10 protein-coding genes are annotated in these 14,649 nt (G+C 43.0%); all 10 read left to right on the forward strand.

The features are described 5' to 3' along the window. Nucleotides 1-14: 14 nt before the first annotated feature. The 10 genes from AC0YOD_RS06300 to AC0YOD_RS06345 all read left to right on the forward strand — a co-directional run bounded on the left by AC0YOD_RS06300 (nucleotide 15) and on the right by AC0YOD_RS06345 (nucleotide 14,629). Nucleotides 15-860 carry a Gfo/Idh/MocA family oxidoreductase gene (locus tag AC0YOD_RS06300; RefSeq protein ID WP_475798430.1) on the forward strand — a complete coding sequence of 282 codons (846 nt, stop codon included), beginning with the start codon at nucleotides 15-17 and terminating at the stop codon, nucleotides 858-860. Nucleotides 861-919: 59 nt separating this feature from the next. Then, nucleotides 920-1,852, forward strand: coding sequence for a helix-turn-helix domain-containing protein (locus AC0YOD_RS06305; protein ID WP_475798431.1), 933 nt, complete (start codon nucleotides 920-922; stop codon nucleotides 1,850-1,852). 27 nt (nucleotides 1,853-1,879) lie between these two features. Further along, entirely contained in the window at nucleotides 1,880-2,992 is a 1,113-nt protein-coding gene (locus tag AC0YOD_RS06310; protein WP_475798432.1) for a DUF4855 domain-containing protein, read from the forward strand. A 123-nt stretch (nucleotides 2,993-3,115) separates the two neighbouring features. Then, entirely contained in the window at nucleotides 3,116-4,459 is a 1,344-nt protein-coding gene (locus AC0YOD_RS06315; RefSeq protein ID WP_475798433.1) for an ABC transporter substrate-binding protein, read from the forward strand. A 111-nt stretch (nucleotides 4,460-4,570) separates the two neighbouring features. Beyond that, entirely contained in the window at nucleotides 4,571-7,501 is a 2,931-nt protein-coding gene (locus AC0YOD_RS06320) for an extracellular solute-binding protein (RefSeq protein WP_475798434.1), read from the forward strand. 39 nt (nucleotides 7,502-7,540) lie between these two features. After that, nucleotides 7,541-8,488, forward strand: a complete 948-nt coding sequence (locus tag AC0YOD_RS06325; RefSeq protein ID WP_475798435.1) for a carbohydrate ABC transporter permease — start codon at nucleotides 7,541-7,543, stop codon at nucleotides 8,486-8,488. A gap of 17 nt (nucleotides 8,489-8,505) precedes the next feature. Then, entirely contained in the window at nucleotides 8,506-9,414 is a 909-nt protein-coding gene (locus tag AC0YOD_RS06330) for a carbohydrate ABC transporter permease (protein ID WP_475798436.1), read from the forward strand. A 20-nt stretch (nucleotides 9,415-9,434) separates the two neighbouring features. Beyond that, on the forward strand, nucleotides 9,435-11,486 hold the full coding sequence (locus AC0YOD_RS06335) for a tetratricopeptide repeat protein (RefSeq protein ID WP_475798437.1): 2,052 nt from the start codon (nucleotides 9,435-9,437) through the stop codon (nucleotides 11,484-11,486). 16 nt (nucleotides 11,487-11,502) lie between these two features. After that, nucleotides 11,503-13,719 carry a DUF5696 domain-containing protein gene (locus tag AC0YOD_RS06340; RefSeq protein ID WP_475798438.1) on the forward strand — a complete coding sequence of 739 codons (2,217 nt, stop codon included), beginning with the start codon at nucleotides 11,503-11,505 and terminating at the stop codon, nucleotides 13,717-13,719. 16 nt (nucleotides 13,720-13,735) lie between these two features. Further along, on the forward strand, nucleotides 13,736-14,629 hold the full coding sequence (locus AC0YOD_RS06345) for a carbohydrate ABC transporter permease (protein ID WP_475798439.1): 894 nt from the start codon (nucleotides 13,736-13,738) through the stop codon (nucleotides 14,627-14,629). Nucleotides 14,630-14,649: the final 20 nt, after the last annotated feature.

Below are 14,649 nucleotides of genomic sequence, written 5' to 3' on the forward strand. Positions count from 1 at the left end.
TGGAGGTGATGCAGATGAAAAAAATAGGATTTATTGACTATTATTTAGATGAATTTCATGCAAATGAATACCCGGAGTGGATTTCCGAGGCTACGGGTGGAGAAATGAAGGTTGCATATGCATATGGGATGGTCGACAAGGAGAAAGGGGTATCCAATCAAGAATGGTGCAATCGTAGGGGGATTCAACTTCTTTCTTCCATAGAGGAAGTTGTTCAGTTGAGCGATTATTTAATTGTTCTATCTCCAGACAATCCGGAATTTCATGAAGAGCTTTCAAAGCTTCCATTACAATCCGGTAAACCTACTTATATCGATAAGACTTTTGCACCTGATCGAGCAGCAGCGATTCGTCTTTTTGAGCTGGCGAACCAGCATGAGACACCGTTATTCTCTACTTCCGCACTACGTTATGCTGATGAATATGTGAAAGCGGCTAAGGAAGGGATTGAGACGATCAGCAGTTGGGGGCCAGGACAGTTTGAGAACTATTCCATTCATCAAATCGAACCCATTGTATCCCTGATGGGAAGCCATCCGCAAAGAGTGATGTCGATCGGCAGCGCTGCGTCTTCTGCCTTGCTAATTGATTTCGGAGCAGGAAAGCAAGCGACGATTAATCATTTTGGAGATGGATGCCCTTTTATGATGGCTGTTAACTATAATACGAACCAATGCCGAATCATTAAGCCGGAATCTGATTTTTTTGCTTTATTTATTCGTCATTTAGTCTCTTTCTTTGAGTCTGGAAAGCCTGCCGTTCCTGCAGAGGAAACGATAGCAGTCATTACAATAATAGAATATGGACTTCAAGCAGCTGAGACCCCAGCGAAGTGGCTGAACCTGCCAAGCGTCGGGTAGTGTTTCGAATGATGAATAAGCGTTAGAGTGAAAAGCCAAAGGGCGGGGTGGTCGAACATATGCAGCTAGGACGAATGGCTAATGGCTTGATATCCAATAATATCACTTTCTTTCATTCCGAATTGGAGATGAGTGCAGGCATCCCATGCAAGCTTTATAAAATCAATGAGAACTATCAAGGCATTCAAGAGGAGCATGCACATGACTACATCCAAATTTGGTATGTAAAAAAAGGGCAGTTCAAGCATTGCATAAATAACCAGCAATATATGATGGTGGCCGGCAATTTGTTCGTGATCCCCCCCTATGCTGTTCATCGGGTCGAGTGGAATTTCGGAGAGGTCGAAATCATCGGATGTGAATTTCTTCCCGACTTTATAAATGACCGTTATGGACAGATGCCTCTAGATAAAGATTTTTTCGACTATGCGTATTTGGAACAGTTCTTGACCACTGAAGACAAGGTAACCCCGAAAATCACCCTAACAGGCACCATTGACCAACAAATAAGTCATATTCTTACGGAAATGCTGGAAGAGTATTCGGAACGGAGAAGCTATTACGAATTAATATTGAAAGGGAATCTGCTTAAATTATTATCCTTAATTATTAGAGAATTCAGAAAAGATACCGTTAAGGATATGGGGGATAAGTTAGACAAGTACCGTCCGCTTATTAATGTGGCGGTTGACTATATCCATGATTATTATAACGAGGAAATTCGATTGGATCATATGTGTAAGATTACGATGCTTTCCAAAACATATTTTTGTGATTTATTTAAATATTTCACGGGTAAGACATTAACCGATTATTTGCTGGATTTGCGCATAAAAAAATCAACAGAGCTTCTGCTTCAAGCAGACCTTACCATAACAGAGGTTTGTTTCAAAGTAGGATTTAACGATCTGACTTATTTTTCAAGAATATTTAAAAAACATACCGGTTTGTCTCCGTCTTATTATAAAAAATATGCTATGAAAAGTAGTTGATTATAATTAAAAGGAGCAAAAAGGTAAATGACAACTGAACTGCGAATACAAGGATATCTTCCTCCAGGCAGTGAGAAGACAGCTGGTGCAGAGCACATAATGCTTGTCTATTACGGCCATTACGATAAAAGAGGAGAAGATAAGCAATTATATGGAGACTGGAGCAAGGAAAAGTTTCTACCTTATGTAGCCTATTTAAATAAGGCAGGAGAGCCACAGGATGATCTATTCGACACCTTTTTATTTTTAGCGTTAAAATCACCAGGAACAGGAAGCTTTCATAGATATTATGACTGGGAGCAGGATTCCGAACCGGCTAAGATGAGTGACTGGAAATGGACGATCGATCGGTTATTTGAAGAAGATCGTCAATTGTTAGCCCTGAACGAAGCCGCAGCAGAAATGGGAGCTAAGCTTGGCGTTCCAAACAAAAAAATTAAAGTGATGACCATGATTCCCTTTCCGGAAAGACGCTGCAAACAGTTTGGTGATCTGTCGGGCAAAGGGATTATTGAAAGCTTGGAATCGTTGGAAAATCGCAACAAAGCTATCCAATGGTACGTCGATTTGTATCTTTCCAAGTTCCATGAGGCTAAATTCTCAAATCTCGAATTTATCGGCTTTTATTGGATGCAGGAAGATGTTGAACCTGATGAGCCTGGAGAAATCGAAAACATTCAATTTACTCTACATTATTTACATAAACGAAATTTGAAATTAGGATGGTTGCCTTGGTGGGGCGCCAAGCATAAAGGAGACGGAGCTAAGTTCGGATTCGACTTTACGATTGTGCAGCCTAACCATTACATTCAGGAGCAAAGTACCGCAGAGCGAATACAGGATTGCGCTGAATTGGCCTATAAAACGAATCAAGGTATTCAGATCGAATTCGATACAAAGGTAATCTCCAGCCAGTGGCATAGGCGAGCACTATATCAATATTTAAAAGGGGGAATTGAATTTGGTTACATGAATCATTCCGTACTTGCTTTCTATCAAGACGTGCAAGCTCTTTATGAGTTATATCATGATGCAGGAGACCAAGGAAGAAAGGTTTATGATGACTTCTATCTTTTTATTAAAGGGAAATTCGACCAATCTTTGAATCTAGTTCGGGAGGAGCGAAAAGCAAACTTCTGAAGATTATATATACGCCATGCTTAAATCCTTCCAAAAAGGTGGTGATGTGGCTGAAAGAATTCGGTAAATAAGTATAAGTTCTTCACGTTTCTGTCCACTATTATTTATTTTGGAGGGTCGTACATGGAAAAGAAATCGTTCATATCGCTTGTAGCCATTATGGTATTACTAGTTGCTGTGGTTTCAGCCTGCTCATCCAAGAATAACAACGTGAAAGAAACACCGACTACGAATGAGAGCTCGAACAAACCTGCCGAAACAGCCGCATCAAAAGGAAAAGTCGAAATCAGTTTTTGGTACGGTTGGGGTGGCGTTGAAGGCGAACTAATGGAGAAAATGATTAAGAAATTTAACGACAGTCAAGACCAAATCGTCGTTAAAGGAACAGTAGAAGGCGATTATTCCAAGCAGCTTACCGCTATTACAGCTGGTGATCCGCCTGATGTAGCGTCCAACTTCGGTAATGCAACTGTGCCGAACGGTGAAAATGGAGCGAACACGCCATTAGACAAATATATGGAAGAGAGCGGCATATCCGACAGCTATTTCGTACCTGGTGCTATCAAGCAGCAGCAGTACAACGGTAAAACGTATGCGCTTCCATTGGCGATGCATTTCAGCATGTTGTTTTATAACAAGGACCTGCTCGCACAAGCCGGGTATGATAAGGCGCCAGAGACGGTACAGCAGCTGTTCGAATACTTTGATACCCTTAGTAAAATCGAAGCAGACGGCGCAATTAAATCACTTGCAATTTCACCGCAGCTTCCAATCTATGACTATTCATATATTTATGGAGGCAAGTTCGTAGACGAAACAAGCAATGAGATAACCCCGCAGGACCCAGGGTTTATACAAGCTATGAAGCAAAGTGCAGCACTGTGGAAGAAAGCAGGCGGCAGTGAGAAAATCAATCAGTTTACATCGACTCTCGGCGGTTGGTTGACGGCGGATGATCCATTCTTTACGGGTAAATATGCAATGATGATCGGAGGCGAATGGACCGGTTCATTCATTGAAAAATTTGCCCCTAATTTGAATTATGGCATCGCGCCACTACCGTATGATGAGAATAATCCGGAAATGAAAGGCGCAGCTTCCGTTGATACCAGCACGCTTTATATTCCCAAAGGTGCCAAGCATCCGGATGAGGCATGGCAATTTATCAAGTGGTTCATGCAGGCAGAAAATATTGCCGAATTTGATGCCGGCCTTGGTAATCTAACACCTGTTATCGATGCAATTGACTCACCATTGTTTGACAACGTACCAGGATTCAAAGAGTTCCTGGAAAATTCAAAGAACCCTCTGTTATCGAGCTTTCCAGCTTCACCTTACATGGGAGTATACACAAACGAGATCGGTGTTGCCTTTAATGAGGTTCTCTTAGGCAATATTTCGGCGGAGCAGGGTGCCAAGCAAATTGCTGACAGAATGTCCGCAGAGCTTCCAAAATTCAAGAAGTAAGCAGGCTCGCAGTTAAACATGAAACTCCTGCCCGTCTATCATGGACAGGAGTTTCATGTGATGTAAATGCTACGGGGGGGCGGAAGAAACTTGCGAAATCATATAAAACGAATGTCGAAGACGTTCAATCTGAAAGCATTCCTTCTCAGTCTACTGATACTTAGCTTTGCGGTATACCCGGTGGAGATAGGGAATGCGGCGGATAAACTAGCTGAAAAATATAAGAATGCTCTTAACCTGAAGCCTATTGATTTTTCTACATACAGCGAATCCCAGCTGCCGACCTATTCTGTGGTATTGAATGAGCAGGGGAAATCCGGGGCCAAGGATGTGCAAGATACTCGTGTGGATATCCAAGCTGCTGCCTTTATCGGTTATGGATCTGAAACGAATGCAAAGCCTGTTGTACAAACGGGAATCGGCGACACGCTTGATCAGGCTGTTGTCTGGCAGGATGAAATCGATTGGATCGAGTGGTCGGTTGAAGCGCCGGAAGATGGATTTTATAACATTGAGCTTACCTATTATCCTATCGAAGGAAAACGTTCTTCGATTGATCGAAGTCTTAAGATAGATAACGAGTTTTCTTTTAATGAAGCACAGAGGTTAACCTTTTACCGGATGTGGGCCGATCAGGCAGAACCTAAAATAAATAGTCAGGGAGATGACATTAGGCCCAAACAAGTTGAGGTCCCCCGCTGGGAGACTGTCAGGTTAACGGATAACGAAGGAAAATACGCGGAGCCATTCCGTTTCTATATGAAACAAGGAAAACATACGCTGCGGTTTGACACCATAAAAGAACCAATCGCAATATCCCAAATATCGCTTGTTTCACCGGAATCCGTACCTACATATAACGAGGTGAAACAACAGAACGAACAAAACGGATATAAGGAAACAGCAGACCAAATGGTCAAGATCCAAGCGGAAAAGGTCTGGTATAAAACGGAGCCGACGCTTCGCAGGGAGTCAAACTCTGATCCGAATGTTGAACCGCCTGCTAACGGAAATCAACGGCTAAATGTTATTGGGGATTTTCGCTGGCGTAAGGGTGGTCAATACTTGACCTGGACGATTGATGTTCCTGAAGATGGGCTTTACAAAATCGGATTAAAAAATGGTCAATGGTGGGGAGACGGCCTGCCGTCCTACCGTAAGATTGAGCTCGATGGGAAAGTTCCATTTAAAGAACTGGAGGAGTATGCCTTTCCTTACTCAAAGGACTGGAGAATGACAAGCCTCGGCAATGAAGATGGAGATTTCTTGTTTTATTTGTCCAAAGGAACGCATACGATGCGCATCACTGCTCAGCTCGGACCTTACCGGGACGTTCTGCAATCTCTATCTGATACGATCTTCACCATCTCCGAGCTGAACCGGAAAATCATTATGGTGACAGGTACTAAACCTGATATGAACTTTCGCTATGAGCTGGAACGGCGAGTGCCAAATTTAATCGAAGATCTGGAATCGATAGCGGACAGCATTAGCTATCAAATCGATTTGCTCGCGCAATTGTCTAGAAGTAATCCTGCGGTAGTCCAGAGTCTCAAGGCTATTCGAGAGCAATATCAGAAAATGGCGAATAATCCAGATGACATTCCTAAACAATTGGATGATATTACGAATACACAAGGACAGCTAGGAAATTGGCTGCTCAGTCTGAAGGAGTCTCCGCTTGTTCTGGATTATCTCGCAATCGCTTCGCCGGATAAAAAATGGATGAAGGCAAAATCATCATTTTTTAAACGGCTAGGCTCGATGACACAAAACTTTTTTAGATCATTTACGAAAGATTATGACAGCGTAGGGGATACGTTTAATGACGGGGAAGGTGTGGTCATTGATGTGTGGATCGGCAATGGACGTGAATGGGCTGAATTAATTAAGGATTTGGTCGATGAAGATTTTACGCCGACCTCAGGAATACGAGTCAATATCAATACAGTTCCTGCTGGACAGATGGCATCTGGTTCAGCGAATACGCTGCTGCTTGCCGCAAGCTCCGGCAGGGCGCCTGACGTGGCCACGAACCTTGAGGCGACGCTGCCTGTCGAATTTGCAATTCGCGATGCGGTTATTAATTTGAATCAATTCGATGATTATGAAAAAACCGTTAAGGAGTTTCTACAAGGATCATTGATTCCCTTCAAATACAACGGCGGAGATTACGCACTGCCTGAAACACAGGATTTCAATCTTGTGTTTTATCGTAAAGACATATTGTCGCAGCTAAAATTAGGTATTCCTAATACGTGGGAGGATTTATACAAAATACTTCCAATTCTGCAGCGGAACGGCATGAATGCCTGGATTCCGGCATCGCTAGATCCTTTTCTTTATCAGCAGGGAGGAAGCTTCTATAACGACAGCTTAAATCGCACGGGATTAGATACTCCTGAAGCATATACGGCATTTAAAGAATGGACGGATATTTACACGAATTATCAGCTGCCCATTGAGGCGAATTTCTTCAACAGGATGCGCTCTGGCGAAATGCCGATAGGAATTGCCAACTACACGTCATATGTGCAGTTTTCGGTTGCCGCACCAGAGCTCACTGGAAGATGGGGGATTGCACCTTCACCGGGAACGATTAAGGAAGACGGCACTATCGATCGTACTGCAGGTGGAGCCGTATATGGATCGGTCATCTTTAAACAGTCAGAACATCAACAGGAAGCTTGGGAATTTTTGAAATGGTGGATGAGTAAAGAGGTTCAGCTTCGTTTTGGTCAGGAACTCGAATCCCTCATTGGCGTTGAAGCGCGCTGGAACACCGCTAATACAGAGGCCTTCAAGGATTTGCCATGGCCGAAAGAAGATTTGGAAGCTTTCCAAGAACAGTGGAAATGGTATCGTGAACGTCCAGTTGTACCTGGAGGATATTTCACAACTCGGCATATTACGAATGCCTGGAACCGTGTCGTTCTCTCTGGCACAAATCCGAGAGAATCGATTGAACAAGCCGTTAAGGATATAAATAAGGAACTGAAAGCCAAGCAGGAAGAATTCGGAATTACCACCTCAAAGGAATAAATTCAACAAATTCGGTTTGGATAGAAAGGATGGATTCGGGTGGCAGGACAAACGATGGTGGCAACCAACCATCCCCCAGCTTATAAAATGAAAAAAATGACCTGGCTTGCACATTTGAAAGCGAATAAAATCAAATATTTGATGCTCGCGCCATTTATCCTTTTATTTATTGTCTTTTATATTATTCCGGTCCTATCCTCCTTTGTACTCAGCTTTACTTATTATAATATGCTCCAGCCGCCTAGATGGATCGGCTTGGCGAATTACAAGATTCTCTTTCTAGAAGACGACATCTTTCTTCTTTCTCTTAAGAATACCTTTTCCTTTGCAATCGTAACAGGACCTTTAAGCTACTTGCTATCATTCTTTTTTGCTTGGATTATAAGTAACCTGAGATTCAGCAATGCTTTTGCTCTCGCATTTTATGCTCCCTCCATTACGAGTTCGATCGCCCTAAGCGTTGTATGGACTTATATTTTCTCGGGTGATCGCTATGGATTAATTAACAAGTTTTTTATCGATTCCGGCATTATTGATACCCCGATCATTTGGCTCGCTAATCCAGACTATATGTTATATGTCGTCATGTTCGTCTCGCTTTGGATGAGTATGGGTTCTGGATTTCTAGTATTTCTGGCGGGCCTACGCAATGTACCTCAAGATTTATATGAAGCGGGTTCGATTGACGGCATTCGCAACAAATTTCAAGAAATGTGGATGATCACTCTGCCGATGATGAAACCGCAGCTTTTGTTCGGAGCGGTCATGTCTATTGTAGCTTCATTTGCTGTTTTTGATATTGCAGTTGTCTTAACGGGCATGCCGAGTCCGAACTATGCAGCTCATACCATCGTCTCACATTTGTACGACTACGCCTTTATCCGATTTGAACTAGGCTATGCATCGGCCATTTCTGTCGTCCTGTTTCTGCTGACCTTTACGCTTGGTCGCATCAGCATGAGAATGTTCTCTTCAAAAGATGAGTAAGGAAGGAGGAGATTGGAATGATTACTGCAGCCAAAATGGTCTTCAAGCCAGTGAGCCGTACAGCTTATTTGTTTTATAGGAAGTGGCTTAAAGGGATCACATTCAAAAAAATTTCATTATATGTCGTAATGATTCTGCTAGTCATTTTCACATCCGCGCCTATCATCTTTGTCATTTCCACAGCGTTTAAGCCGCTGGATGAATTGTTTTTATATCCTCCGCGGTTTTTAGTCATGAAGCCAACGTTTAAAAATTTCAATGATTTGCTGATGGCTACGGATTCTTCGCTCGTTCCTTTCTCACGCTATTTATTTAACAGTGTGTTAACGACCGTCGCCATCGTATTTTTCAGCGTCGTCATAAGTTCTATGGGAGCGTTTATCATTTCAAAGTATAAGCTCCCTGGCACGGCTTTTATCTTTGCGGTCATCATATCCGCGCTCATGTTTCCACCGCAGGTGACAGCCATTCCAACATACTTCGTTATATCCAACATGGGAATTCTGAACACTTACTGGGCCTTAACTTTGCCCAAATTAGCTGTTCCATTTAATTTTTTCCTCGTTAAGCAGTTTATGGATCAAATTCCTGATCAAACGTTAGAAGCCGCCAAAGTAGACGGTGCCAACGAATGGATTATGTTCTGGAAAATCGTGATGCCGTTTGTGAAGCCAGCTTGGATGACAGTCGTCATTTTCTCCTTTATCGGCAACTGGAACGATTTTTCCACCCCTCTTATCTATACAACAAGCGAAGCGATGAAAACTCTCCCGCTAGCCATGTTAGGCGTGTCCAATGGCACTGTCGGCAGGATGGGTGCAGCGGCTGCAGGAGCTTTCGTTACTGTTATGCCAAGCATCATTTTATTTATTATTCTGCAGCGTCAGGTCATGGACACGATGGCTCACTCCGGCATCAAATCGTAGAAACAAGGGGGGTACAGAAGGTGAGAAGTTTGCGCCATGGGTTGGTCGTCATATGTATGTTGATTGCTTCTATGTTTATTGGAACTCTTTCGGCATTTGCCGTTCCAGCGGATGGCTATGTCATTGCACCGGATGGATATAACATCTCCATTCCACTTGGCTATTCCGTAGAACGCGCATTAAATGGAGATTATGAACATGGCATGTTCAAAAATCCGAAGGACCTATTTATCGATTCACAGGACTTTGTATATATTGCGGATACGGGTAACAATCGGATCATCAAGATGGATAAATTTGGAATCGTGCTGAAGGTTTATGGCACGAAGGAAGATAAGCTGAATCTCATGGACCCTAGCGGGATATTCGTAGAAGAAGACGGTGATATTTATATCGCCGATACAGGAAATAATCGAATTCTCCATCTCTCTCCGGACGGAGTCATGATTGAGGAGTTCGTCGCACCCGAATCGGATTTGATTGATCCAGATTTCCCTTACATGCCTATGAAGCTTGTAATTGACCACAGCGGCAATATGTATGTCCAAAGCGGGAATGATTACCACGGCCTAATGGTCATCGATGGGAATAACAATTTTCAAGGCTATATTGCTCCCAATAAGCTGAAATTTAACCTAAAGGATTATATTTTACGAAAGTTTGCGACAAAGGAGCAGCGGGAAGCTTTAGGTAAAGTAGTTCCGCCCAATCATCGCAACGTGACCATCGATCTTAAGGAAGGCTATCTATACACAGCGATCGAAAATACATCTATTGATCAGGTTAAAAGATTTAATTTATTAGGAATTAATACTTATCCCGTAGATAAATCTTATGGTGAGCTCAGGTTTAGAGGTGGAGTAACTACCTCGCCAAACATTGTAGATGTAGCCGTAGATAAAAACGGAATCATTACGACAGTAGACTCCAATCATCGTAAAGTATATCAATTTGACCAAGAGGGCAACAATCTGCTCGTATTCGGTGGAAACGGCGACATGACAGGATATTTCCAAGAACCGGTCAGTGTTGCGAACGACTCCGAAGGATTATTGTATGTTCTGGATCAGGCAAGAGGCCAGGTACAGGTATTTAAGGCAAATCTATTCACGACACTCGTGCATAACGGCAGCAAGCTGTATAGCAATGGACGGTATGAAGAAGCACTCGTGCCTTGGAGACAGGTCGTTGAAATCGATTCTAATTATGTTCTGGCACATCGGGGAATAGGTAAAGCGCTGTATAAACAGGAACAATGGAAAGAAGCTATGGCTGAGTTTCGCTTAGGGGAAGACATGGGGAATTACTCTAATGCCTTTAGAGAGTACCGGCATGAGCTGCTGAGGTCGCAATTTGGATGGATTGTGCTGATCATTTGTGCGATCGGTATGGCGTTATACTATTCGGTTGTCAAATTAATGAGCTACAGCCGAAGAGTGCTTGTATTACCGGAAGGCTCTCGTTCTGCCATAGATAACGCGGTGCTCACGATTTTTGCTCCACAGGAAGCATTCATGCGTATTCAGTCGGCACCTAAGTATATCCCATCTATTTTGCTCATTCTAGGCATTTTGGCGGCAAGGTTTTTCCAGATCTTTTTTACGAGCTTTCACTTTAATTTGACACGTCCCGAATTCGCTAATCTATATTTGGAAGTCTCGCAGCTGCTCATACCCTTTCTCATATTCGTAATTTCGTTATGGATGATTACATCGATAATGGATGGCGAATCGAAGTTGAAGCAGATCTTAGCAGCATGCTCGTATGCGATGATTCCGTATATTATCGGAACAGTGGCCCAAACGCTGTTGAGCAACGTTCTAACAAGAGACGAATTAGGGATTTATAACATGATCTCTGTAATCATGTATGGTTGGATAATTGTAATTGCCTTTATTCTCATCAGTGTCATGAATGACTATACAGTCGGAAAGACCATTACTGTCATCGTTATTTCGCTGCTAACCTCATTGGGATTATTGCTTGTAGGGGTATTATTTTATGTTTTGATTGATCACGTATTCGATTTCGTAAAAGAACTATTCCTTGAGTTATATATTAGATGGTTCTAAGGGAGGAGGCGAACAGATGCTTCGACGATCGTTGCGGATCACATCCTGGGTCCTAGTGTTAGGATTATGCGTATTTGCTATCTATCAATTGGAAAATTACGAGATTCCACGAAATGTGCTCGGGTCAGGAAAGGCTGCAGAGCCTGTGCCTGTACCTAAAGAGATCATCGACAAATTAAACAGTTTGGCAAGCTATGAGAAGGTTTCGGAAAATAATGATCTTATTCTATATTTCGAGCCTGTCACTTCCTCCATTGCGGTAAATGACAAGAGGAATGATGTCACCTGGATGTCTGCTGCAAGCATTACGGATGAAGCTCTCGGAGGCAGTCAGCTTCTCAAAAACAGCGTTAGGGCACCGCTTAATATGACTTACGCAGATTACTCTAGACCGGTTCACGATTCTTTGGTAACGAATTCAATCACGCTTCCACCGAAAATAACGAAAGAACAAATCAATAAAGGCATTCGGGTGCATTATGATTTCGAAACAATCGGGATCAGCTTTGAGATTGAGTATACGATTGAAAAGGACCATTTGGATGTGTATATTCCAGCAGCAAGCATCCAAGAAACAACATCTAATTTGCTGGTTTCTCTTGAAATTCTTCCCAACCTTGGTTCGGGTACCGATCAGGATAAGGGCTACATCTTCTTTCCCGACGGCAGCGGTGCGATCTCCTATTTCAAGGAGACTCATCCACAGTATAAAGATAAATATTCACAAATCGTGTACGGCTCGGAGGATGTTCTCAAATCTTCGGGACAGCCTACCGAAAATGCTTATCTTCCCGTTTATGGGTCTGTAAAAAATGGAAATGGTTTCGTCGCCTATGTCACGGAGGGAGAATTCGAGTCGAAAGTTAACTACTATCCAAGCGGTTACACGGTGAACTTGAATCGGGTATCGGGTGAGTTTTTCTATCGCCGCTTCTATGAAGCTGCTATAAGGCGCGGTGAATTCTCTCAGCGTGTAGAACAAAAAATGATGCCTGTCGATCACCGGCTTCGTTATGTCTTTCTAGAGACGGACCGTGCGAATTATTCGGAAATGGCCCAGGTTTATCGCTCTTATTTGATTGAGACCGGAAAGCTTCAAAAACGAATCCCAGATAATCAGAAGGAAATACCCGCAGCTATCGATTTGTTCTCCGGGATCAAAGAAGACAGTGTTCTTCGAAAGCAATTTCTCAAGATCACCACCTTTGATCAGACGAAGCAATTTTTGCAGGACCTAAAGACTGCTGGTGTCGATAGCCTGAATATCAGTCTTAGAGGCTGGATGAAGGATGGGGAGGGAGATTTTCCGGATCATTACCGCGTTTCCAGTACGTTAGGCGGAAATAAGAAATTGACCGAATTGACGAAGTATGCGAAGGATAATCAAATCGATTTGTATTTGAATTTTAATATCGTGGACGCCTTCGATCGTAATCTTGGGTTACGAAAAAATCTTGATGTGATGAAATCACCGAGTAAGCTGGCTCTGCAAAATTATTATGGCTCCTGGTATTTGTTAAATGCAGAGAGAGCAAGAGCCAAGTTCAATGGGAAACAGGGCAGTACGCTAGCTAGCTATCGTGCATCCGGTATCGATTTTGAAGAAATAGGTCAGATCGCGCTTGCGGATTATAATGAGTACCATCCTTTAACCCGAGAAGGCACTGTACAAAAATGGATAGACATCCTTAAGAAATCGCGGGAACAAAACGGAAAAGCTGCCGTACATGGCGGAAATTTATATGTTTTGGCCGAAGCAGATCGGTTGTCGGATATCCCGTTGAACGATACCGGGTTCGTATACTCGGATGAATCCGTTCCATTTTTCCAGATGGTCGTTCACGGCTACATTCCCTACAGTGGCGACATTCCGATCAACAGCCATTATAACGGCCGTCAGCAATTTTTGAAATGGCTGGAATACGGGAGCATGCCATATTACGAGCTGACCCATGCAAAACCTGAGGAATTTCGTTATACCTGGTACAGTGATGAACTGTTCAGTTCTACCTTTGAGCAATGGTCTCCCCAATTAATTCAGCAATATAAGGAGATTAACGAGAGTCTCGGGCATACCTGGCCGCTGCAGATGACCGGACATCGCATTCTCAGCCAAGGCGTCTATGAAACGACCTATGAGGATGGAACGAAAGTAATCGTGAACTATAATTCGATTCCATATTCAGAAAACACGATTTTCGTTCAACCGCTAGACTATATCGTCAATAAATAGGAGGAGGGGATCATACATGAAGTTCGGACTCGAGAAGAGAAAGGTAATTAGCGGTTATATCTTTATCTCTCCGTGGTTCATCGGATTTCTAGCTTTCCTCGTCTATCCTTTGATCATGTCGCTCTATATGAGCTTTCGCAAAATGTTGAGCGTATCAGGCATGGAGATGGAGTATACCGGAGGGGAAAACTATTCAAGAGCTGTTTTAAAAGACATCAACTTTATCCCGCTTTTCTATCAAGCCATTCAGGATGCCTTTATGGAAATACCTTTAATTTTGGTATTCGCTTTGTTCATGGCCATCCTGCTCAACCATGAGGTAGTCGGAAGGGTGTTTTTCCGCAGCGCTTTCTTCCTGCCCGTCGTCATCGGTTCAGGTTTTGTTATGGAACAGCTCCTTGGACAAGGCGTAGGCGCACTGCAAACGGTAGCTGCTGATCCTACTGTCGTTAATGCCGGGGTAACGAATGGTCTTCAGCTCCCGGGGATTATCGCACAATATTTGCCTGGAAACATAGTAGAAACACTCGGAGATATTTTGGGCCGATTGACGCTTATTTTTTGGAAAACAGGCATCCAGATTCTACTGTTTTTAGCTGGTCTCCAAGGCATTTCCGAATCCCTTTACGAGTCAGCGAAGTGTGATGGAGCTACTCCATGGGAGATGTTCTGGAAAATTACTTTCCCGCTTATGACACCAGTTCTGCTGCTTAATGCAATTTTCACGCTCGTTGATTCCTTTACAGATGTCCGGAATCAGGTCATGCAGTATATTATGCATGCTGCATTTACAAATATTGAAATGGGTTATGCGTCAGCGCTCGGCTGGATCTACTTTTTGTTCGTCTTCATATTGATTGTGTTGATCTTTGCACTAACTCGCAAAAAAATAGTCTATACCGGTATGTGATTGGCATGTACTCACGAATA

Source organism: Paenibacillus sp. J31P13 (assembly GCF_056269295.1).